The organism is Shewanella gelidimarina, assembly GCF_023283945.1.
In the GTDB taxonomy this organism is placed as follows: domain Bacteria; phylum Pseudomonadota; class Gammaproteobacteria; order Enterobacterales; family Shewanellaceae; genus Shewanella; species Shewanella gelidimarina.
Window position 1 is genome coordinate 40,416 of the sequence record NZ_JAKIKW010000013.1, and the last position, 23,785, is coordinate 64,200.

The 23,785-nt window shown below is 45.3% G+C and carries 18 protein-coding genes; 10 read left to right on the forward strand and 8 right to left on the reverse strand.

Going from position 1 to position 23,785, the window contains the following annotated elements; translation table 11 throughout:
• Positions 1 to 10: 10 nt before the first annotated feature.
• Positions 11 to 970, reverse strand: a complete 960-nt coding sequence (locus tag L2729_RS12330; protein WP_101092500.1) for a hypothetical protein — start codon at positions 968 to 970, stop codon at positions 11 to 13.
• A gap of 330 nt (positions 971 to 1,300) precedes the next feature.
• On the opposite strand from L2729_RS12330, the gene glnE reads away from it, so the two are divergent.
• From glnE to L2729_RS12345, 3 genes are all read left to right on the forward strand, one after another.
• Complete coding sequence (glnE, locus tag L2729_RS12335; protein WP_248988542.1) at positions 1,301 to 4,150, forward strand: bifunctional [glutamate--ammonia ligase]-adenylyl-L-tyrosine phosphorylase/[glutamate--ammonia-ligase] adenylyltransferase; 2,850 nt, start codon at positions 1,301 to 1,303, stop codon at positions 4,148 to 4,150.
• A gap of 236 nt (positions 4,151 to 4,386) precedes the next feature.
• On the forward strand, positions 4,387 to 5,076 hold the full coding sequence (locus L2729_RS12340) for a DUF4347 domain-containing protein (RefSeq protein ID WP_248988543.1): 690 nt from the start codon (positions 4,387 to 4,389) through the stop codon (positions 5,074 to 5,076).
• 123 nt (positions 5,077 to 5,199) lie between these two features.
• Positions 5,200 to 5,574, forward strand: a complete 375-nt coding sequence (locus tag L2729_RS12345; protein WP_248988544.1) for a hypothetical protein — start codon at positions 5,200 to 5,202, stop codon at positions 5,572 to 5,574.
• A gap of 613 nt (positions 5,575 to 6,187) precedes the next feature.
• Here L2729_RS12345 and zapE read toward each other — a convergent pair.
• The 6 genes from zapE to L2729_RS12375 form a co-directional block, all read right to left on the reverse strand.
• Positions 6,188 to 7,384, reverse strand: coding sequence for a cell division protein ZapE (gene zapE / locus L2729_RS12350; RefSeq protein ID WP_248988545.1), 1,197 nt, complete (start codon positions 7,382 to 7,384; stop codon positions 6,188 to 6,190).
• A gap of 42 nt (positions 7,385 to 7,426) precedes the next feature.
• A complete protein-coding gene (locus L2729_RS12355; RefSeq protein WP_248988546.1) occupies positions 7,427 to 8,968 on the reverse strand; it encodes a M16 family metallopeptidase in 1,542 nt (513 codons plus the stop codon).
• Positions 8,968 to 10,428: a M16 family metallopeptidase gene (locus tag L2729_RS12360; RefSeq protein ID WP_248988547.1), complete on the reverse strand. Its 1,461-nt coding sequence runs from the start codon at positions 10,426 to 10,428 to the stop codon at positions 8,968 to 8,970. The genes L2729_RS12355 and L2729_RS12360 overlap by 1 nt, the downstream gene beginning before the upstream one ends.
• A gap of 214 nt (positions 10,429 to 10,642) precedes the next feature.
• The gene (gene norR / locus L2729_RS12365) at positions 10,643 to 12,184 is read right to left on the reverse strand and encodes a nitric oxide reductase transcriptional regulator NorR (protein WP_248988548.1); all 1,542 of its coding nucleotides are present in this window, start codon (positions 12,182 to 12,184) and stop codon (positions 10,643 to 10,645) included.
• A 168-nt stretch (positions 12,185 to 12,352) separates the two neighbouring features.
• Positions 12,353 to 14,647 carry a nitric-oxide reductase large subunit gene (locus L2729_RS12370; RefSeq protein WP_248988549.1) on the reverse strand — a complete coding sequence of 765 codons (2,295 nt, stop codon included), beginning with the start codon at positions 14,645 to 14,647 and terminating at the stop codon, positions 12,353 to 12,355.
• Positions 14,648 to 15,014: 367 nt separating this feature from the next.
• Entirely contained in the window at positions 15,015 to 15,941 is a 927-nt protein-coding gene (locus L2729_RS12375) for an LpxL/LpxP family Kdo(2)-lipid IV(A) lauroyl/palmitoleoyl acyltransferase (RefSeq protein ID WP_248988550.1), read from the reverse strand.
• Between the two features lie 119 nt (positions 15,942 to 16,060).
• On the opposite strand from L2729_RS12375, the gene hldE reads away from it, so the two are divergent.
• The 7 genes from hldE (at position 16,061) to L2729_RS12410 (ending at position 22,178) form a co-directional block, all read left to right on the forward strand.
• Positions 16,061 to 17,491 (forward strand): bifunctional D-glycero-beta-D-manno-heptose-7-phosphate kinase/D-glycero-beta-D-manno-heptose 1-phosphate adenylyltransferase HldE, encoded by a 1,431-nt coding sequence (hldE, locus tag L2729_RS12380; protein WP_248988551.1) that lies wholly within the window; start codon positions 16,061 to 16,063, stop codon positions 17,489 to 17,491.
• 39 nt (positions 17,492 to 17,530) lie between these two features.
• Positions 17,531 to 18,394, forward strand: a complete 864-nt coding sequence (locus L2729_RS12385) for a hypothetical protein (protein WP_248988552.1) — start codon at positions 17,531 to 17,533, stop codon at positions 18,392 to 18,394.
• A gap of 189 nt (positions 18,395 to 18,583) precedes the next feature.
• Positions 18,584 to 18,922, forward strand: a complete 339-nt coding sequence (locus L2729_RS12390) for a cytosolic protein (protein WP_248988553.1) — start codon at positions 18,584 to 18,586, stop codon at positions 18,920 to 18,922.
• A 480-nt stretch (positions 18,923 to 19,402) separates the two neighbouring features.
• Positions 19,403 to 19,621: a hypothetical protein gene (locus tag L2729_RS12395; protein WP_248988554.1), complete on the forward strand. Its 219-nt coding sequence runs from the start codon at positions 19,403 to 19,405 to the stop codon at positions 19,619 to 19,621.
• Positions 19,622 to 19,751: 130 nt separating this feature from the next.
• Positions 19,752 to 20,219 (forward strand): TetR family transcriptional regulator, encoded by a 468-nt coding sequence (locus L2729_RS12400; RefSeq protein ID WP_248988555.1) that lies wholly within the window; start codon positions 19,752 to 19,754, stop codon positions 20,217 to 20,219.
• 278 nt (positions 20,220 to 20,497) lie between these two features.
• Positions 20,498 to 21,085 carry a hypothetical protein gene (locus L2729_RS12405; RefSeq protein ID WP_248988556.1) on the forward strand — a complete coding sequence of 196 codons (588 nt, stop codon included), beginning with the start codon at positions 20,498 to 20,500 and terminating at the stop codon, positions 21,083 to 21,085.
• A gap of 10 nt (positions 21,086 to 21,095) precedes the next feature.
• Positions 21,096 to 22,178, forward strand: coding sequence for a rhomboid family intramembrane serine protease (locus tag L2729_RS12410; RefSeq protein WP_248988557.1), 1,083 nt, complete (start codon positions 21,096 to 21,098; stop codon positions 22,176 to 22,178).
• A 92-nt stretch (positions 22,179 to 22,270) separates the two neighbouring features.
• On the opposite strand, the gene L2729_RS12415 is transcribed toward L2729_RS12410, so the two are convergent.
• Complete coding sequence (locus L2729_RS12415; RefSeq protein WP_248988558.1) at positions 22,271 to 23,650, reverse strand: MipA/OmpV family protein; 1,380 nt, start codon at positions 23,648 to 23,650, stop codon at positions 22,271 to 22,273.
• Positions 23,651 to 23,785: the final 135 nt, after the last annotated feature.

The following is a 23,785-nucleotide window of genomic DNA, read 5'->3' on the forward strand; positions in this document are numbered from 1 at the left end:
AGTCCCTTAATTATTTGCCTCGGCGAACACCGCGAGTAGTACGACTGCTTGAATTACGAAAGCTACTGTCTTTAGAGTAATTTGAGCGGAACTTGCTCTTGCTACTCGCAGTGCGTCCTGTTGAACTAGCTTTAGGCGTGCTGGTACTTTGTCTCGACAAGCTGGTAGAGCCTGTACGCGATTTGGCGTATGGACTGTCAAACTTCTTACCTTGAGAACTAAATTGCTTTTTGGTGCGCTCAAAGGTTTGAGTTTGCGATCTGGCTTGTTTAGGTGAGGTATAACGATAACGGCCAACATCATTGTAATAGCTATAGTTACGACGGCTTGACCAGCGATCGTATCCGATAGGGCCTCGGGTTAGATTCGAGAACATCGAGTACATGCCGTACCAAGCCCAAATTGACATCCCACTCGAGCCTGATTGCCAGTTACCATAAGAAGGGTTGCCTACTAATTGGCTGCCAGCGCCAAAGTCTTCAGAGCCATTCGCCAAAGTAGCAGCTTCGCGACTGATGGAATTGACTCGGGCAAGCGCGCCATCAGACATATCTGCAACCACATTGAGTTGATCTGAAAGCATGTCGTTATAAAGACTTGGATCCATTGCCTGATATAGGTTTTCAACTTCGGCGAGTTGCTGATCGAGATCAACAAAATTCGCTGCATTCTGAGCTTCAGTTAACCTGCGGGTTAGCGAGGTAAACATTGGGCCTCGAGCAGTCGCATCAGTAGCGAGCTGATTTAGCAGTGGCACTAGATCAGGTTTTTGCTGAGATAAAATACGCGTATATTGCTGCAATAAATTTGCATTACGCACTTGGCCGTCATTGAGCATGGTGCTAAGCGTATCCAAGCGTTGCTGACTGAGCTGCTGGTACTTTGCTATTTGCTCTGGTCTATCATCACCGCATCCTGCAAGTGATAACGCCAATATAACGGTGAGAACACGAATTAGCATTCCTGCCATGCTTTCTCCAAAAATCAGTTAAGGTAAGCGCTAATGATTAGCAGCGACTCGGGATTATATTCTCTTTTTAACTTGATATTTAAGTACATAAAATTAACCTGTCATGTGCTGAAATATTGAATTTGCTAGAGAAACAGCCTTGCTGTACTGCAATTACTACAGCTTTGGGTATAGTATTCTGTATTAAAGCACAAAAATACAATGATTGATGTTTCAAAGAGCTATAAGCACTTAATTGCTCATCTAGCCAACATCATTTAAAAAACTCAATCACATTTTTATAGCACTGTGGACATAATATGTCGATAGTAAGAATTGTTAGGGATTATTATGCGCGCGGCTTTACGGGGTAAAAAAGAAGTTTCCACTCAAATGGCTGCTAACGTTGAAAACTACTGGCAAAGATTCGTCGATATCTCTCCAGAGGCGCTAGCCTCCTTGTCGAATGAGCAGCAACAAGAGCTTAAAACCATCATGGCGTTAAGTGACTTTGTTGCCACCCAGTTATGTCGATACCCGCAATGGATAACAGGGCTATTTGAATCTCAGCTTAACGGCACTGACCGAAAGTCTTTCGCCAGCGATCTGCATGAGTTGTTAAGTGCGGTGAATGACGAAGAGCAGATTAAGCAAATCTTGCGTCAATATCGTAACCGCCAAATGGTGGGGATCGCTTGGCGAGATTTTATGGGATACACCTCGCTGGAAGAATCTTTATTAGATCTATCAGTATTAGCTGAGGCACTGGTTATTGCGGGGCGTGATTGGCTATATCACGATATGTGCGCAACGCTCGGTACACCCACCAGCCCTGAAGGGGTGGCACAAAAGCTATTGATCCTTGGCATGGGTAAACTCGGTGGCCGAGAGCTAAACTTTTCGTCTGATATTGATCTGGTATTCACCTTTCCTGAACACGGTGAAACGATTGGCGGACGACGCTCAATCGACAATCAACAGTTTTTTATCCGTATGGGACAACGTTTAGTTAACTTATTGCATCAAGTGACGGCTGACGGCTTTGTTTATCGGGTCGATATGCGTTTGCGTCCCTATGGCGAAAGTGGTCCTTTAGTGGTTAGTTTTAGTGGCCTTGAAGACTATTACCAAGAGCAAGGCCGGGATTGGGAGCGTTACGCGATGGTAAAAGCGCGTGCGTTGGGCCCCTGGACGGCAGACTCCGATGAACTGCACGATTTATTGAGACCATTTGTATATCGCCGTTATCTTGATTTTTCTGCCATTGAATCACTGCGAAAGATGAAAGGCCTTATCACTCAAGAAGTTCGTCGTAGAAAACTGACCGACAATATAAAGCTAGGGGCGGGTGGCATTCGCGAAGTGGAGTTCGTGGTGCAAAGCTTTCAACTTATACGCGGGGGAAGAGAGCCTTCCTTAAGGCAGCAAAGTTTATTTGCCGCCATTGAGACGCTGTACCAGTTAGGGCAAATTGAGTATCTCGCGCTTGATGAACTTAAGCACAGTTATCTGTTGCTGCGCCGTGTCGAAAATTTGCTGCAAGCCATTAATGATGAGCAAACTCAAACCCTGCCGGTTAAAGAATTGGATTGGGACCGTTTATGTTGGGCCTTAAATGCTGATAATGAGATGGATCTAAGGCAACAAATTGAAGGTGCAATGGCCTGTATTCATCGTCACTTCAAAGAGACTGTTGGTGGCGATAATCAAGATGATAAAAGTGAAACTTGGTCGCAGCAATTATGGAATGCGCAGGAGGAAGAAACCGCATTCGCGATTTTAGATGAACAAGAGGTTGAGTTGCAATTGTGGCCCATGTTAAAGCGTTGGCACGACACGGTAGTGCGTAGGACAATCGGTCCACGCGGCAGAGAAACGCTCGATAAACTGATGCCAAGATTATTGTGTGACTTGTCCTCACACTCACAACCCACAAAAGCATTTGAGCCAGTCTCCAAAGTACTGGATCAGATCCTAACCCGTACAACCTACCTTGAATTGCTCTATGAAAATCCAGGGGCAAGACAACAATTGGTCAGCCTTTGTTGTGCTAGTCCATGGATTGCACAGCAGTTAGCAAAATTCCCCATGTTGCTTGATGAGCTTATTGATCCCGCGCAGCTGTATGACACCACCTCACTTGATGATTATGGCAGTGAGCTTAGGCAATATCTATTACGCATTCCTGAAGGTGATATGGAGCAGCAGATGGAAGCGTTACGGCAATTTAAGTTGTCGCAACAGCTTAAGATTGCCGCTGCAGATGTCACGGGCGTCTTACCTGTAATGCAAGTGAGTGACCATCTTACTTTTTTAGCAGAGGCGATAATTGAACAAGTGGTGCAACAAGCTTGGTTGCAGGTGAGCACTCGTCATGGGGTGCCCGAAAGCCTCAAGGCTAATGAGATGGGCTTTGCAGTGATAGGCTACGGCAAGGCTGGTGGCTTAGAACTTGGCTATGGTTCTGATCTTGATTTAGTTTTCTTACATAATGCTAAGCAGGGTGGGCAAACCAATGGTGATAGATCGATTGATATCGGTCACTTCTATTTAAAGCTGGCACAGCGGATATTGCACCTGTTTTCGACGCGCACGACATCGGGTGAGTTGTACGAAGTTGATATGCGTCTACGTCCCTCTGGAGCTTCGGGTTTACTGGTTAGCGAGATAGAGCACTTTGGCGATTACCAACGAAAAGAAGCGTGGACCTGGGAACATCAAGCACTGGTAAGAGCTCGCTTTATGTTTGGTGATAATAGCTTATCGAGTCGTTTTAATGAGTTAAGATCTGAGGTGTTAGAGTCGAATCGTGATAATGCGGTACTGGCAAAGAATGTGCGGGATATGCGACTTAAAATGCGTGAGCATCTGCTTAAGGTGGGTGATGGCATGTTTGATCTTAAACAGAGTCCCGGTGGTATCGCCGATATCGAGTTTATTGCGCAATATCTTGTGCTTGCTAATGCCAGTGAGTATCCGTCGTTGTCTTTTTGGTCCGACAATGTGCGTATTTTTGAGCAACTTGCAGAGCTTGAACTTATCCCTATCGCTAGCGCCCAATCGTTAACTCAGGCTTATTGTCATCTTCGTGACGAAAGCCATCGATTGACTTTGCAACAGGTGCAAACTATTTTGCCGTTTAGCGACGTGAAGCATCATGCTGAAAAAGTGGTTGAGATTTATCAGCAGATCCTTAATTAACAGCATCTCGTCAGCAGAGCAAAACAGTTCATGTAAAATAAAGAGCGGGATGGCTTAGTTCATGCCGCTTTTTTATTGCAGATTGCGCTGCAAAATAGAAATAACCGTCGTCGCCATACCTAAAGTTTGAAAGCTATTGAGTTATCTAACTGAAATTTAACTAATTGTAAAACTGGTTTGTTCTATGCATTACCTACATACACCGAGGAAATCTAAGCCTATGTAGGAGGCCTGACATGGATAGCCTAAAGCACATTTCAACATACTCCACTTTCAATGACAGCCTGACTCATCTCAGTTTATTTGCCGAGTCAGACTCGGCACTGGATACTGAATTTGATCCAGCACTCGATATAAAAACAGCATCTGCAGAGATTAAGTTTCCTAGACAGTTCCCGTTAACGTGGCTGATTTTGCTGTGTTGCCTACTTTTTGTTAATGAAGCCACAGCGAATGAGCGCCCAACAACATCCTTGCTCAACGTTGAGCACTCAGCCGTGTTAGTCATTGTTGACAGTACAGTGCAAGATCTAGAGGGATTATTGCAGAACGTTAGGGGAGAGGTGCACTTACTGATCCTTGACGATGACCAAGAGCCATTTGCTCAAATCAATCAAGCTATCGCTAATGAACCGAGTTATATTGGAGTGGTTATGGTCGCTTCTGCGGCCAGTGATGCAATTTATTTAGGCGGGCGCTGGATTGATAAGCAGTATCTGGTTAATCACCGTGTCAGCGTGAGCCAGTTTGGAGCTCACTTTAGCGCAAGCAGTCAGTTTATGATTTTGACCAACGACAGTATTGCCAACCCAAAAGGTGATCAACTATTACACTTGATTACGCGCCTGACTCAGCTGGATATTAGCGCCTATGGTGACACTGAACACCACTATCTGTCTTCAGGTCATACTGTACGTTTTTTTTAGTTAAATCAGTCTGTAACAAAGATACGTTTTGTATCATGTTTTACTTTTCATTAACGAGAGTTTGATAGTTTTGCTGCTACTATACACATCAATATAACCTGCAGTTGTTTAAAGGACTATTTGATGACATACGTTAGCGGTGTAAGCAGTAATTTGGCTAATAACTTGGATGCACTCGCGAGCGTTAACAGTCGATTGTCGGCCGCAAATGTGACAGAAACGACCAAGCAACCTCGAGTGGAGCCCACGGCTCAATCGAATGTATCTGATACATCAGTGACGCTCTCAGAGGCGGGGAAAGACAAACTAATGCTTGAGCAACAAACGCCTGCCACAGCCGATACTGATGAGACAACCGATTTAAAGTCTTTTGCTTTTGGAGCGTTAGGCTTAGATCATCCAGATCAAATCGAAGACAAGGAAGACTCTTCGTACACTGTAGGCCAATATGTAAAAGCCGCTGCGACGATAGGCGGCATGATTGCGATGTTTGTTTAAGCTCGCTTTTGTCGCACACTATTCTGTCATACACCACTCTGATATCCACATTTGAAAGCTATATGTTTAAATCCATGTTTTAGAACGGGTAACGACCGTGTTCATCTCTTATTAATTTAGCAGTATCATATCCTGATGGTATTCACTAACGCGCACAGCTTCTACAGAGCATTAGCCATTGTTGGTTGTTCTTCGTCGCAGTTTATTGGCTATTTTGACAAGGCGGAGCCTATGTCGTTTAGTCATTCTCCACAAATAGCCTACAACACCGTAAAAATAGCCAAGAAACGCGGCCCTTAGGGTTCGTGTCAATGCTTTTAGTCTTTTATGACAAGAATTCGTTACGCGCTTTTCGCTTAGATTGCTAAATCATCGCTCAATCCTTGTACTAAAATCATTACTCCTTACGGTAAAGAATCGAACAAAAACCAAGCTCGAAAGATCAACAGCCCCTAGTATTACAAGGTGATTCATTATCACTAAAATCATGCTATCGGCTAGGGGCCGTTATCGGGTTTATCCTGTCGCTAAATTCAGTCACTAAATCCAAGTGACTACGATAAAAGCGGTGTTGCTGAGGCAAGTTGAGCTCATAACGCGAGAGTCGGCCGCGTTAGCCTTTTACGTAAGTTAACGACTGCATTTGGGTGAGTCGGCTTAAAGTACGTCTAAATTCAAAGCTTAACGCTCCGCCAGTGTATAAATCTTCCATCGCAACATCAGCTTGAATATAGAGTGTTACGCCTTGGTCATATAACTCATCGACTAAGCTAATAAAACGCCTTGCAGGATCATCATTTACCGCATACGACAACTGTCGCTCGCCCGTTTCGATGGCGATAACGCCATCTTCTGTGCCGCGTGCGCGGATCCAGCTTCTTGGCTCACCGCCTAAAATAGGCACCTCTGATACCATGACGGTGTTAAAGCGAGTGGCTATTTCAATATAATCTAACTGAGAACGTGGTCCATCGCATAGTGCATCAAAGCGAAACCAAGCGATGTTGTCGGTATACTTTATAGTATCAATCACTCTGCTATGCACCACGAGTTTGGCAGCGCAAGGCTTTGCCGATGCTGTCATCGTGCTAAAGCGCTCTGCGAAGGCGCTATGTTGGCTTTGCGCAGTGCCAGTGTTATTAATAAAATAGCGCTGTTGATAAACCGAGTGACGCAGCCTATGGTCAGCTTCACCGTTGAGATGAATTTCTTGAGTAAACTGATTCAATAAGTCGATAGTGGCTAAAAATCGTTGGCGCTGTAAGCCGTTTCGGTATAACTCATTAATGGGGATGTTTGAGGTGGTGACCAAGGTCACCCCTTCATTAAACAAGGCTTCAAATAGCTTACCGAGGATCATTGCATCACCAATATCAGATACAAAGAACTCATCAAAACACAGTAGCTTACATTCGCCAGCAATCCGTTTAGCAATTCGAGCAAGCGGTTCTCTGTTACCGGATTCCGCCATCATCTCTTGATGAATTCGCGCCATAAAACGATGAAAGTGCAGCCGCAATTTTGGCGTGTTTTCAACACTGTTATAAAAGAGGTCCATTAAAAACGTTTTGCCACGGCCGACATCACCCCATAAATACAGCCCAGTTAACGCGCGATGAGCAGGGCGACTTGAGTTTGAGGATGTGAGCGCAAGATACAATGCCTCTAAGGCTTCAATCGCTTGGTATTGACTCGGGTCATCGATAAATTCTGTGTGCGCTAGTTGCTGCCTGTAGCGCGCAAGTGGTCCAGCCTGTAATGGTTCAAGCTCTGTTTTTGTGTCTGCTGCTAGCGCGCTTAACAATGTCATTAGTGGGTCGTATTCAAATCAGAAAGGCGCGCATTATAGCGATTAATTAGCAGACACTTCAATCAGCTGCCAGTCAGGAAGCTTCTGTTTAAGATCTGCATTGATTTTTTCTGCGTCGCCACGGATCACAATATAAGGCGGACGGCTAAACACATCGGCGGCAATGGACTGCAGTTGCTCCGCGGTGAGCGCATCGATTTTGTCGGCGAATGCTTGCTGATATAAAGGTGAGTAGCCAGAGGTGAGCTGCCTAATAGTATCAAGCTCTAGCGCCATAGGGTTATCTTGGCGTAGCAGTAATTTACTGGTGTTATAGGTTTTGACTGCGGTTAACTCTGCTTGACTGGCCGGACTCTCAGCGGCCAGTGTTAAGTGCTTGAGTACGCCATCGATAAAGGCGCCCGTGTGCTCAAGTTTAGTACTGCCATAAAATTTGATAGAGCGCGAAAGAGGATTGTCATAACAGCGACCGTAAATACCGTAGGTTAAACCGCGAACCTCACGTAAGTCGTAATATAATCGGCCCGAAAAACTGCGCCCTAACCAGCTTGCCAGCAACTGACAGTCTTGAGCATTGCTACTCGCGTCACTGGGTAATAATGCCTGATTTTCCTGTGTGTCATTTAAGTCTCTAACCATTGGATAGCCGACTCTGATTTGAGTTTGTACACTGCCAGGGGCGTCAATAATGTAGATCGTTTTACTGCTATTGCCTAAAGGAACCACAGGCATGTTCTGCATTATCTGCGCGTTAGAATGAATATTGCTATCTTGGGTTATGTTGGTGGTGCTATTTAATGCCACAGCGCCGGAGAGTAATGCTTGTGGTGGCTTAGCTCTAGCATTAATTAGTCTTTGGTTGGCTAATACAGCCCAACTCGATTGAGACACTATCTGCTCTCTAACGTGGTTAAGACTATCAAGCGTTAAACTATCGGCAAGTGAGCTGTCGTTGAGCGCTTGGTTATAGATATGTTCTTCGCCGAGAATGGTTCTCGCCCAGACGGTATTGATCTCTGCGCCACTAAAAGCATTGATATGTTTAGCGAGCTTTAATTGCCGCCTAACATTAGCAATGTCGATGTCATCAAAGTTGTGTGGGCGCCAAAAACTCATTAGCAGCTCAGTGGCTTGTGTGGGAAGTTGGTGGCAACTAATACCAATCGCGATACTGTGCAGCGAAGGGCTAAACGTTAGGCTCTCGGCACAACCCTGCTCTTGACTCGCGACCAGCCAACGGCGCTTTTCTTCAAACGCTCTCATCAACACGTCTACATTTTTAAATGGCTGTTGAGCACTATAAGCCACGAGAGTGAGGTGATCTAAACCTGATGTTGGATCGTTAACCCTAAACAACTGACTGCCGTTAGACATTATTTGTTGTTGAATGGTCTGTGCTTGCTCAAAACGCATGGGCTTTAGCGTTGGCGCGCCTTGAATGGGGTTAAACTTGGGCAGACTGGTTGCAGCTGTGGCAGTAAAGTCTATTTGAGTCTGTTGGCAGCCCAGTAGGTATAGGCTTAAATAAACCATTAAACTTACACTGGCAACTCTTATATAGATCATGCGTATCCGATGCTTCATCACATTACACTCTCTTCAAGATCATCCGCTGTTCCCTTTGGCAACCACTCAAGAATCGTTTTGGCAGCACGTATGTGCCAAGGGGGGAGTAAGTCGAGCCTGACGCGTTTGTGCGTAAAATAATGCTCGCTAACGCGCTGTAGATCTGCCGCCGTGACGGCATTTATTCGCTGCCATTGGGCGGTTAACGGGGCTGAACTATCTTGCGGAAAAGTCGCTGAAAGGGTTCGAGCCAGTCCCGATGGGCTATCTAATATTGAGAGCTTTTTATCTAGCCATATCTGCTTTAGTTGGCAAAGTTGTTGCGCTGGTATGGGCTCTACCGTTACCGATCCAATTAACTTTTCAACGTTCTCGGTTAAGGTATCGAGTGAAGTGCGGGCTCGGGGGACTAATACCAGATTGGTCACGCCATGATGCTGCATTTTGAGCGGAATTGAATAGCTAAGGAGTTGGTCGGGATCGCTGAGACTGGTGCGTTCAATCAAGCTACTTTTATTTTGAAACAGGTGCGCTTCGAGCAACGCCAGTGCAGCGGCATCTGGCGAATCAGTTCCTGCAGTATGCCAAGCGAGTAACACCGCTGGCCACGGGCCGCGTTCATCAACTATTTCACCGTGAACCGGTTTTGCGTCAATGGTGAGAGCTGACATGGCGACTTTAGCGGCAAGTGGCTGTTGCCAGCTGGCAAAACTATTATCTATCCAAGTATTGGTGTTTGCGGGGAGGTTACCCACTAAGCTTAACTGCATTGCATCGGGGCGATAAAAACGCTGGTGAAACTGATTGAGCGATTCAGGTGTCGCGGCTTTTACGTCAGCAATGCTACCAATAACCGCATGTCCATAGGGCGTACCTTGAACTTGCGCTAGCAAAAACTCCATCGCTTTACGCACATAAGGTTGGTTATCAATGCTGGTGGCCATCTCTTCGAGCACTGCGCCTTGCTGGTTAGCAACGGTGGCAGGGGTTAGCGCTGGATACCTAAAACGATCGGCTTCTAACCATAAACTTAGTTCCAGTGCTGGGGCGGGAATGGTTAAGTAATAATTAGTGAAATCAAAAAAGGTACTGGCATTAAACTGACCGCTGAGCTCACTCATGGTTTGAGCGTAACTGTCACCGGGGGCATGTTCACTGCCCTTAAAGAGCATATGTTCAAATAGATGCGCGTAGCCAGTTTGCCCTTTAATTTCATTTCGAGAGCCAACATCAAACTGGCTGGCGATTGAAATGGATGCCGAATCCGTAATTGCTAAGGTTCTCACCTGTAAACCGTTGCTTAATTGGCGATATTGAATTCGCTTTTCGGTTTGATAAAGCGGGGCTGCTTGGACGGTTAGATCGCAATGGATATCACTGGCAGTAAGGCGCTTAGCCTCTGCTGCCGTAGTATTTGAGATATAACCTACGGCAAAAAGTAGGCTGATTAAAAGATATTTATTTGCCGGTTTTCTCAATGTGCTTCATCCTTTTGCAATGTAATTCTTTAAAATGACGGCTGATTTATAGCCGTCACTAATAAATAATAGTCCCTAATTCTTAACCGTCGAACGCGAAACATCTAACGCAAAAAATCTATTCTAAACACCCAAGTCTAAAAATGAGTTGGGTGCCATTTATAGCAGTTATTGTCATTAACCCCCAATGGTTGTTTTGATGTGGTTTAGCGTATTATTTTATTCCAATGCGTTTAGCGAGTCGGTGGAGGTTGCCAGAGTCGAGTGCAAGGGATCTCGCTGTTGCCGCCCAGTTACCTTCGTTTTCAGTTAATACTTGCTGAATATACTGTGATTGAAAAGTTGCGGTAGCTTGCTTCAACGTTTGATGGCTGGGGTGTGCAGTATGGCTAGGGTTTAATTTAGCGTTAGCGACGCTGGTTTGCGGCTCCACATGGAAGTCAAAATGTTGCTGCGAGATAAGGCAGCTGTCCGATGATGATTGCGCGCGAGATAGCACCGATGCTCGGTGCAACACATGTTCCAACTCACGGATATTGCCGGGCCAGTCGTAGGCATTGAGAATGGCAAGGCTGCTAGCATCTAATCTAAGGCTTTTAAGCCCTAGTTTTTGGCGACAGCGCTCTACAAAAAAACCGCTTAATAGAGTGACATCACCATCACGTTCTCTTAAGGGCGGTACGACGATTGGGAATACACTGAGTCGGTGATAAAGGTCGGCTCTAAAGCGTCCTGCAAGCACCTCCTTTTTAAGGTCTTTATTGGTCGCGGCGATGATCCTGACATCAACTTTCAAGCTCTTATCAGAACCTACTTTTTGTAGGTCGCCGTATTGCAATACTCTTAATAACTTGGCTTGTAACCCTAATGGCAGTTCGCCAATTTCATCTAAAAACAAGGTGCCGTTGTCAGCCTTTTCAAACTTGCCACTACGATGACTTATTGCACCGGTAAACGCGCCTTTAACATGACCAAATAGCTCACTCTCAGCAACCGATTCTGGTAACGCAGCGCAGTTTAAGTAGACCAGAGGCTGTTTTGCACGATGCGAGAGTTGATGCACCGATTTTGCCACCAATTCTTTACCTGTCCCTGTTTCCCCTAAAATAAGCACGTTTAGATCGGTATTCGCGACCACATTAAGCTCATTTTTAAGTGAATTTATTGCCATTGAATGGCCTATCATTTCTACACGAGTATCGGCATTAATACGACTCGCAGAGGGTATTTCCTGTGACTGGACTGCCTGTTTCTCGAGTTTATCGATCATCAACGCATTGTTAAGCGAAGCGGCCGCAAGCGCACTGAGTGTGCGCAGCTCATTGTCACTAAAATCGTTAAATTGCTTAGGGTCAAAACCGTCGATGGTGACAGCGCCAATGAGGTCGCCGTTAGCAAGCAAGGGGAGTCCGATGCAAGCGTGCACCACTAAGTTATCACCTTGATGAGGGATCAGGCCATCGTAAGGATCAGGCAGTTCACTGTCAGCCGGAAAGCGCACGATATCGCCAGCGCGTGCAATGGCTTCAAGTCTTGGGTGTTCGCTGATAATAAATCGTCGCCCGAGTACATCTGGGCTGAGACCATCAATTGCCAGAGGGTTAAATTGTTGTCCGGTAAATTGCAGTAGTGCGGCAGCGTCGCAATGCAAGGTTTGCCTTATGGTATCGAGTAAGCGCGAGAATCGGTCATGATCAGAAAGCCCTGCAGTAATATCTAAGGCGATGCGGGTAAGATCGGTTTGGCTTAAAGACATAGAGAATTTCCATAAAGTATTACCACAAAACTCATACTGATTGAGCTATAGGAGGTGTTTGTCTTTTTGACAGTAATGCGAATGATGAACAGTGTCAAATGTACTGTGTATTAGATAAAGAAAAGGGCGCTACAAATAGCGCCCTTGAGTCTGTATCATTTAACGTTGCTAAGCATTAGCTGATGCTTGACTGTCATCTATTGCGCTAGCTGCTTTCTTCTTAATAATGGCTTTTTTGATAATATCGAAGAAGAAGTAGCCCATAAATAAGCCACCAAAACTAAATAAAATATCACCAGGCATACGCATCCAAACCAATGTTTCAACCAGTGGACTATGGATCACTTCTGGTGAACGAGCAAACCAGTAACCATGGTCGATAACGGCAAAAAACTGCACGATGCCGACTGGCAGTAGAGACATAAATACCATGGCGGCTAAGCCTATGTTCATGGTCCAGAAGGCGCCTTTTAGAAGTTTCTCATTCCACTGCATTTGTCCTGTTAATCCACGTAAGCAGAATAACATCAGTCCCATACCTAGCATTCCATATACACCCATGAACGCTGCGTGGGCGTGAGTTGCGGTAGTATTTAGACCCTGGATAAAGTACAACGCGATAGGTGGGTTGATGAGGAAGCCCAAGATCCCAGCGCCGACTAAGTTCCAAAATGCGGTGGCCACGAAAAACATAATCGCCCACTTGTAACGGATCATCCATGGGCTGGCTGAACGTAAGCGATAACTTTCAACCGCTTCAAAACCAATCAGTGCCAACGGTACCACTTCGAGAGCCGAGAAAATCGCGCCCCATGCAATCACTGAGGTGGGTGTACCGGTAAAGTACAAGTGATGCAGTGTCCCGATTAAACCGCCGGTTAAGAAAATAACCGTGGTGAAGAGTACTGCTGCATTTGCGCTGCGAGCACGGATAAGTCCAAGGCGCACAAGCATTAGGGCGACAACAGAGGTAGCGAAGGTTTCGAAGAACCCTTCTACCCATAAGTGAACCACCCACCAGCGCCAGTATTCAGCAATCGCAAGGTTGGTATGCTTACCCATAAATAGGCCAGCACCATAGAATAAACCAATCGCGACACATGAAGCGTACAGTACCCAAATAACCGGGCGCATCTCGCCTTTAACTTTTAACGCGGGACGCATTGCTGCTGTTACAAGGGCAAGCCAGATCAATAGTCCTACCAGCAGTAATATCTGCCACACTCGGCCTAAATCGATATATTCGTAACCTTGATGACCGAATAAGAAATTCATGTCTAGGTCAAAATACTGCTGAACACCAATCCATTCCCCTGCCATAGAGCCGAGCACAACCACTAGAAGTGCTACCCAAAGTACGTTTACACCGATGCGCTGGAACTTAGGTTCATAGCCCGATAATGCAGGGGCGATATAAAGACCTGTCCCTAACCAAACTGTTGCAATCCAGAATACGGCAAGTTGTGTATGCCAAGTACGAGTGACGGAGTAAGGAAGAATTTCTGACAGTGGAATACCGTAAAAATTTTGCCCTTCAACCGCATAGTGTGCGGTGATCCCTCCGAGTAATATTTGCAATAGAAACAAGCCTATCGCAGTAACGAAGTACTTCCCTACAGCGCGTTGTGATTTAGTGGGTTTAGTGAAGAAGAGTGGGTCTTGTTCGGCAGGTTTTGGCAAACTGTCATGTTTACAGCTCGCGTGATGCCAGACTAATGCGCCGATACCCGCAATAAGAGTCACAATACTTAAGATGGACCAAACCACGTTGTCTGACGTTGGCGTATTACCAATTTGTGGATCGAATGGCCAGTTATTGGTGTAGGTATAATCGGCATCTGGACGTTCTGTTATTGCAGCCCAAGCACCCCAAAATAGAAAACCATTGAGCTTTTCACGACGATCTAAGCTCGGAACGGTACCCTCTTTCATTGCATATTGTTCTCTAAGAGATGATAACTTTGGGTCATCACCAAATAGCGCTAAATAATGTTGCTCTACCTGTTTAATCGCTGCAATGCGTGTGTCTGAAAGAGTTATATAGGTATCACCATTAGCTTGCTCGACAACCGTATTACGACGAATGTCTTCGCGCAAGCCTTGCTCAAGCCCTGCTTGTTGCTGGGTGTTTAGTTGCGTAAACGGGATCTTGAAACGCTGCTTAGCGGTGATATCTAGCCAAGCCTGAGCTTCTTTATGTAACCAGTCTGCAGTCCAGTCTGGAGCAACATATGAACCATGTCCCCATATAGAACCCAGTTGATGCCCCCCCATAGAGCGCCAAACCAATTGTCCTTGTTCGATATCATTTTGACTAAATAGTGTTTGTCCTTGGCTATCAACAAAAGCCGTCGGGATTGGCGGTTTTTCTCGATAAATTTCACTACCAATACTCAGTAGTACAGTAAATGAAGCAATTAGCACCAGTAGTAGTGCAATTGCCGTTAGTCTTTGTTTGCTCATAAGTCCTCTTAGCGCAACGGTATTATTATTCAGGCGTAGCTTGCTATAGCAGATAACATGCCAACAGTTGAAGATGCTGTTTTAAAAGGATATTGTTGTTTTTATTTATATCGATCATGTCATAAGGACAGTACTATACCTGTCCTTATGACACGGCTTTGTCTTTTTGACATTAACGTGATGTTCGAAAAGTAATCGATGTAGAAAGTATTGTGAAAATAAATACTTATATGAGGTTCATTGAGCTGCGAATGTCGAGTATGGCTAAGCATGAGGACATTGGGGGGGGAGGCTTTAAAAAGGGCTACTTCTTGAGCGAAAGTGAGCGTGCAAAAGCCCTTTGCAATTGCAGCAAAGGGCTAATCAATTATTTATATAATGACGGGTCTTCAGGTTTTGGCCGTGTCTTAAAGCGTCGATGCAGCCACATATATTGACCTTTGTTACGGCAAATAATCTCTTCAATAATTCGATTACCCCGCTTGGCATCTTCAATCTCATTTTCGCCAGGAAAGTCTTCTAACGGCGCTTGGATCTCGATGTTATAGCCGGTGTCCGTGCTGTTTCGTTCAACAAAAAAGGGCAGCACTTTGGCTTTACCCAGCCTTGCCAGTGTGGTTGCACCGGTAATGGTGGCGGCTTCTTGTACCGCGAAAAAAGGGATGAATGTGGCACTCGAACGGCCAAAATCTTGATCGGCAGTGTACCAAATGACGTTGGGGGCTCTTAAGCTGCGCACCATTTGGCGTAAATCTCTTTTTGGGACCAGCGCTTTATTAGAGCGTAATCGCCCTTTGACCTGCAGATACTCCATTACGGCATTATTATGCGGTCGGTAGACCCCGACTCCTGGTTGGAACTGGCCAAAGATACGGGCGCCCATCTCTAAAGGCAGGCAATGAACGGCGTACAGTATGACCCCTTGGCCACTGTTCAGCGTTTGTTCGACATGCTCTTGACCTTTAATGGTCATATGTTGCTGAATTTTTTCATCTGACCACCACCATCCATTGATGGTATCGAAGATAGCTTTGCCTGTTTGTTCAAAGTTTTCGCGTAATAGCGTTTGCTGTTCTGCTTCGCTCATATCAGGAAAGCACAGCTGCAAATTACGCTTGGCAGTGTTAACCCGTTTGCGGGCAAACTTCATGGCAATCCTGCCAATAGCCGCGCCAATTTTCATTTGGAGAGGTAATGGCAACACTTGTGTTAAGCGCATCATTGCAACGCCTAGCCACAGGAGCCAGTACTTAGGATGATAAAGATGAGATGACAACTGGGCTTTTTCTACCACGGAAAACTCGAATACATTGAAAAATTACTCATTATTCTAACGCAAACTCACTCAAACTCACTCAAAATCATTAAAAATTAGGTACAATCATCAGTAAATTTGCAAAACACACGGCCATTATGAAGATTTCTCTGCCAGCATTTGAAAACGCCAAAGTACTCGTCGTTGGTGATGTAATGTTAGATCGCTACTGGGCGGGCACGACTGCGCGTATATCTCCTGAAGCACCCGTCCCCGTTGTTAAAGTGGAACAGATTGAAGATCGGCCTGGCGGAGCGGCGAATGTGGCGATTAACATTGCCACGCTAGGCGGCGCAGCAAGTCTCGCTGGCATCGTCGGTGTTGATGAAACAGCTGACGCATTGACCATTGGTGTGCAAGCATTCGGCGTTGAGCCTAATTGGCATCGAGTTGCTGGTAAGCCGACGATCACTAAGCTACGAGTGATGTCGCGCAATCAGCAATTGCTGCGTTTGGATTTTGAAGAGAGTTACTCGAAAGTAGAAAGTGATGCGCTGCTAGCAAAAACCATTTTACAGTTAGACAATGTCGATGTGGCAGTGCTGTCTGATTACGCTAAAGGCGCCCTTGTTTCTCCTGAAGCCTTTATTCAAGCGGCGAGCGACAAAGGGGTCAAAGTGTTAGTTGATCCTAAAGGCAGTGACTTTGCTCGTTACCGTGGTGCTTATCTATTAACGCCGAACATGGGTGAATTTGAAGCGGTAGTGGGCAAAGTTGAATCAGAAGCAGACTTAGTCGCTAAAGCCCAATCTTTGTTGTCGCAATTTGAGCTCAATGCCATGTTGGTAACGCGTTCAGAAAAAGGCATGACATTAATCACTAAAGATCAGCCTGAACTGCATATCCCCACAGTTGCACGTGAGGTTTACGATGTGACGGGTGCGGGTGATACCGTTATTTCAGCGCTAGCGACAGCAATTGCAGCAGGCAGTGATTTACCACAAGCTTGTGCGATTGCAAATACCGCCGCAGGGATAGTGGTTGCCAAGCTAGGTACGTCAACGGTGACCCGAATTGAATTAATTGAAGCGCTCTCTTTGAATCAAGGTGAATCAGGTTTCGGCGCAGTGAGCGAAGACCAGCTAGTGTACGCGCTGGAGCAAGCTAAGCTGCGTGGTGAGCGTGTGGTCATGACCAATGGCTGCTTTGATATTTTACATGCAGGACACGTCAGTTACCTGCAACAGGCCAAAGCCCTAGGTGATCGATTAATCGTTGCTGTTAATAGCGACGCTTCAGTCAAACGCCTGAAAGGCGAAGGGCGTCCGGTAAACCCGGAAGACAGACGAATGGCAGTGTTAGCCGGTCTTGCTTCGGTTGATTGGGTGGTCCCTTTCAGTGAAGATACACCGCAACGCGTGATTGCTCGCTTGTTGCCTGATCTGTTGGTAAAAGGCGGCGATTACAACGTTGAAGATATTGCGGGTGGTGAAGAGGTGATTGCTGCGGGTGGTAAGGTTAAAGTACTCGGCTTTGAAGAGGGTATTTCAACCACGGCGATTATTGAAAACATCATGGCTAATCGCTAGTGAAAGCCATGAGTAAAGATCAATAGTGCTATCTCATTAATGCTGAACTCATTGGTTTTTAGCATCGCGCTGACAAGTGGCTTTATTTGGGATGATATCGGTGCTAAGAAAGCCCTTGTTTGCGAGCTTAAGCAGCTTGAAGTTTGCTTAAGTCAGCTCCCTCCTTCTGCCAGAAAACAGCTACCTAACACTCAACTGATACAAATGTCATTGGGCGCGCGCGCCGCGATGGTGTTACCTCTCAAGCATGTCGACGTCGCAGGCGTGTTAGTGACCGACTTTAGCCTACTTCCCCTTAAACGCAGTGTTAATTGGGGAGAAGGGGACTTTTCTCTGAGTCTTAATCGGCAGGATGAACTGACCTATTGGCATGAATTAGGCCACCTTCAAGCGATTGAAGCGCTTAAGACCATGAATGCTGAGATCTCCAGTCCTTTTCAACATGAGTGGTTAGCTGATCTCTATCTGATTTGGCGCATCGCCAAAGAAACTAACAGCTTGAGCTTAGCGTGGCAGCAATATCATCGTCGTAACATTGATGTGATGGCAAATGTGGCATTTATGTCCCATTGGAGTGTGCCTATCATGTCGCAAGCTCTTGCGGGTTATAGCGTCAAAGAGCTCACCGCGTTCAACAGTTTTAATGCATTTCTAGCTGACTTTTGGCCGACGATAGTACTGCCAACCGCTGATAGTTTAGCTGAATTTTCAAGCCTAATTCAGCGTACATTCGGCGCAGGAACAGTACAACCACTGCCGGAATATATGTATTGGCGCAAACCCGCTTTAGGACATTATTTTAAGCCGACATTGATTAAGTTAATGGGGCAGACTGATGCAGTGCAGTGGCTTGTAGATCAAAGTATGGAGCAGGATGGTTCGAGTCCTGCACCTCGGCTGTAGGTTTTGGGTTGAGGTGATCACAAAGGTGATTATGTCTTCGTTAGCTCATTTCTGGACAGAAACGTGTTTCAAGTTGGCCTAGTGAATGTCCGGTAATGGCACAGAATTACCGCCTTTCGCAACTAAATCACTACTACGTTCTGCTCTGATAGTGATAAAATCTCCGCATCAGAATTACCGAGAAACTCTATGTTTATCCATCATGTTAACGGCATCGACTGGCTTGTGATTACAGCTTTTGAAGAACTGAAAACTATATTTATCGAAGAAGCCGGTGAGATTCCCTTTTGCTTCTCTACCGCCAGCGAATTGAAACTGATTGATCAAGCCAAGCGTATTTATGGATATTTGCCTACACTCAGCGGCGTAATCACCGATACCGGCACTTTTCAAAGTAAGGATAACGAAGAAGATTTGAACCCAGAGCTTGCCTGCCTAGTTGAGGGGCGTGGTCGGGTGTTTATCTATCACGGCGGCTTTGTGGCTTTTGTGGATGACGAGCAAACCTTTATTACCCGAATGGACTGAAAATTATTCAGTAAGTTGAAATCAGCGAATTAGCATCCCTAGCCGTTCATCCGCAAGCGCTTCGTTTATTAACAGGGTGCGAATCGAATGGAGCCGGATCCTAGCTTCAATAAGAAAAGCAATGCTGCGGTTAACTGGCGAGCTGTATCCCTAGCAAGGAATGGGGCATAAATGCGTTAGCTGCTGACCAAAGTGGTTCCAATGACCTGCAGTCGGCGTATGTGCAGACACTGCTGAGGCTCGCTTTTCGCCATCCATGGCCGCTCTGCGGTTTCATCCCTGAAACCGAAGGCCTCTGCCACATCTGCACTGGGTTATAAAAGCGCAAACTCTCGGTATTTGAGTTCCTAATTTGAAGAACACAGATCTAAAAGCCTAAACAAACTAACAGAAAACACCCAATCCCCATCGAAGTTGCCGAAGTGCGTAGATAAAAATGCCGTAGAACCATCATGGATGATGGTTCAGGCTCGGGGGTACATGGATGTACCATCTGAGCCGTTAGGCGATTTTTATTGGAGTACGAGGCCTGTACTCAACGCATGTAACTTCGTCGGGGCGGCAGGGGTGATCCAAGAGGGGATTGCTGTTGATCCCCTTTTGGCCGTGTGTGAGCTGGAAGCTCACGACCTTTATCAAACGAAGTTTGGTATCTTAAAGCTCATAGAACCAAGCCCTAGCTTGCTCGCTAATGAATAGCAGACAGCCACTGTTCAGCCATTTTTTGCTGAACCTAGGCTGAACACTTTGCTGATTACTTCATAAGGAGTGGGTTTCTGGCAACGGCTTTTGATAGAGTCATTTCACGTCGAATCAATGGGGCCGTATAATGCCAAAGCGTTCAAGAGCTGAAACCAAGCAAACCATAGAACAAATAACAGCTGCTGCACTGCAACAGATGTTGAATATGGGCTATGACGCGATGTCCTATTCCACCCTTTCGCAAGCAACAGGGATCAGCCGTACTGGGATCAGCCATCACTTTCCTTATAAAGCGGATTTCCTCACCCTGTTAGAACCGAAACTCGGCGCCTTACTCATTGAGGATTTAGATTTTAGCACCACAGAATCGCTGCAAAAATCTTGGCTTTGCGCATTAGAAACCCCACAGTTTAGCGCGATTATAAAACTGTTCTTTGCTATTTGTGGCTCCAGTCAGTTGCATACAGCCCAATATAAAACACTGACCTTGCTACATGACAAAGTGGCCATTGAGCTTGGGGATCAGGGGAGAACAACTGTCGATACGCTATTAGGCCAAAGCGCAATATTTCTGTTTAAGCAAAATAGGCAATAAATAGCTCACGAACCTACAAAACGAATGATTTTCTCTGTGTATGATATTCGGGCTAAAATTAATCCCATCTTTGTTATCTATGATTCGCCTTTTATATTCTTGGTTAGCGACGGCGCAGCAGTTGAGAGCATGACCCACAAAGAGTAACGGATAGCCCCATTTTGCTTAAGTATAAAAAGCAAAAGGTTAAGGTGTTAACCCGCTGTAGCGACGAAGTAATTTTTTCTATATGCTAGCGGCCAATAAGCATTTTAAGCCTGTAATGAGTGATGCACGATATGGACGTCAAACCTAACATTCCAGTAGCCTCTGAATCGATCAAACGTTTCCCCAAATTAGATAATCAAGAGTTAGTCAAACCCAGCTTTTGGATAAGCCAAGTGTTTATGATCATTGCCACCATTGTTGGTGTCTATTTGGCTGCGCAAGAGGGCTTGTCACAGGCGATTATCTTCGATGATTTATCAAACAAACAAGATAACTATTATCTTCGACATGCACTTTTCGACGAAGTGAATGACAATGTCACTATCATCAATGAGTATGCAGATACAGTGGCAAAAAGCTCCCCTTATGACTTAAAGGGTATTCACCCTACAATGGCAACATTCGTCTGGGAGAATATGCGCTATTCAGCCAATACATTGGAAACTCCAACTCAAATTCTAACTGAGACTCGGCGATTCTATATGACATCGGCAAACATTATTTCTAAAATGGAAAGTCGATTCTATGGTGCAAAGTTTGGCGCTGAAAAACTCAAAGAGCTAACCAAAAATGTGTCTGAATCAACCCTCCCTATGTTGCAAAGCAACTATCAAGCTCTCGCCGCGGAGTTAGACGCTGCCAATATTACGGTTGAATAAGGATATTTAAATGACGATTAAGTGCCCCGGTTGTAATAACGAAACAATGCGAATGTTTGACTTCCATGGTCAAGAGGTTGATAGCTGCACTGAGTGCGGTGGTATATGGTTCGACAGTGGCGAGCTCAACGGCGCACTTTCAACGGCAGACAATGGTAATAACAACGTCGGCATCGAAAGTTCACTCGGTGAACATCAAGGCGTGTCACTTCGACAATGCAGCCATTGTCAGTGCAGTATGCAGCACTACTTTTTAATGGACGACTTTCAAGTTGAGGTGGATGTTTGCCACTCCTGTACTGGGGTGTGGATTGATGAACACGAACGAGAAAAAGTGCTGCAGTCCCCGCAAATTAGAGCGGCATTAGAACAACTCAATCAAAAAACCAACGTCAAAACGTGGCTGTTTCAATTTTTACTGCAAATGCCGTTAGAGTACAACTTAAAAACCAAGAGCAAACCTTGGGTCACGTATGGTTTACTTGCACTGAATATCATCATCTTTTTTGCCTACGGTTATAGTGACCCCGCCACTGTGTGGGTGTTTGATAATTTTGCCATGCAGGCGTCACTGGTGATGCAAGGGCAGCAGGTATTGCCTCTGCTAAGTCATATGTTTCTTCATGGTGATATCATTCATCTGCTGGGGAATATGTATTTCCTCTATGTGGTTGGTGACAATTTAGAGGATGCACTCGGTCATTCTCGTTTTCTTGCGGTTTATTTACTGTGTGGTTTTGCTGCCGTCTTTGCTCAAATTGCATCGGATCCAACATCGACCGTATACATGGTTGGCGCGAGCGGGGCGATAGCGGGCTTGTTTGGTATGTATCTGTTGTGGTTTAGACATGCCAGTCTGACATTCATGTTTGTTGTCTTTCAAAAGAAACTGTCGCCGATGGCGTTCTTTGCGATTTGGTTATTGATCAATATTGTTGGGGTATGGTTTGCTGAGGGAGGCGTGGCTTATTGGGCGCATATTGGCGGTTTTATCGCAGGTCTGATTATCGGTATTGCGCTTAAGCAACGAGTCATGTCGAGCAACCCTATGTTGGCGATGCTTAATTCACCCGAGGTGAAAGTGTCTCGTTAGTTTGTGTGTGTTTACGCATGTTTAGAAAATTAAGGCCGCGAATGCGGCCTTTTTGTTCACTCACAACCAATCAACCAATCAACCAATCTAGCTTAAAAGTGCCATTGCAGGTAAACGCTTTGATAATTACTGCCACCACTTATGCGGCCAAAGGCTGAACTGGACTCAAAGATACCTGAGCGATGGTGGATACTATAACCAAACCAGAGGTTTTCCATTTTTCTAGAATTGAACACATCACCGACATTCACATCTAATGAAAAATCTATGTAATTAAGTAGCTTAGATGGCTTGTAATCTTTTTCGGCTAGCTCGCTCGACTCAATGTGAGTGACCGTGCTGACGTAAGATAAACCTTCGGCGACACCGAGTCTAAATCGTGGGCCAATTTCAAAGGTGTAGTATGCCTTAATCGCAATAATTGCTTCAGCAATATTATCTTGTACTTCGGAGTCATGATGCCAGACTAAGCCTGGCGTCAAGTAAAGCTCTATCGGTAAGGTAAACAAGGTATCGGTAAGCTGAGTACCGTAAAAAGCCGAGGTCATTTGGTTATTGTAGGGGTCGGTTTGGGTTTGCCATTTGAATATCGCATTGAGGTTAGACGGTGTCGCCCAACCATGGGCAATACGTAAGTACTCTGTCGGCTTTTCTTGTTTAGTCACAACCGATTTTGCTGAATAATTCTTTTTATTCGGTTCAGGGAAAAAGCCAAAACCCAAAAAGGACTCATACTGAAAGCGGTTGTTAATACTCGGGAGTTCGTAGACATCATCTTCTAAACGGCCGACGCCAAACTGGCCTAATAAATATAGATTACTAATGAGATGGTAACGGGCCTTGATACCAGCATTAAAGCTAACACCGCCACCAACATCATATTTATCTAAGCCATAGTAATATTGATTAAAATCGGCGCTTTTCCACTGAAACTCGGCGTAAGGCAGTAGGCGCCAATCTCCAGACTGCCAAAGGTATTGAGTACGACTATAGCCATAGCTGCGCTTGTTTGAGTCTGAGAGAACGGCTAAATCGACATCCCATTCATCCTTTACAAAACGGTATTGTAAACCGAAATCAAAGGCCTGAGATTGGGTTTCATTTTGCAGCGTCTCTGGGATATCGACAAATCGAAAACGGGTATAAAGATTGACTTGGTGGTTGTCATTTTTCCAAATATGACCAGCAGCTTCCATTCCATTGATATAGAAATAGTCATTTTTAAAGTAGATGAGCGGCAAGGTGTCATACACCTCATCTTCTTCTGTGGCGTAGGGAATATCGCCACGGCGCATACCGATACCCACCCCCCAACTGTTATTCCATTGATTGGCTGTCGGCTCTTCTGCTGTCACCGCGATTGCAGATTCTGTTGTTGCTGCCAATGCAGGGTCATTTGCCGCGTTAACGATGCCTTGGGGCACAAGCATTAACAAGCAGACAAAAGTCGTTGAATATAGATTGAATTTCATATTATTGTTCTTAGGTTAGCGCTGATCGAAGTATAGAGAAAAAAGCAGGTTACATACATAAGTTTAACAAAATTGTATTAATTTAGACTTAAAAAAAAGACCGCAAATGCGGTCTTTTAATTGTTGAAGCTAATA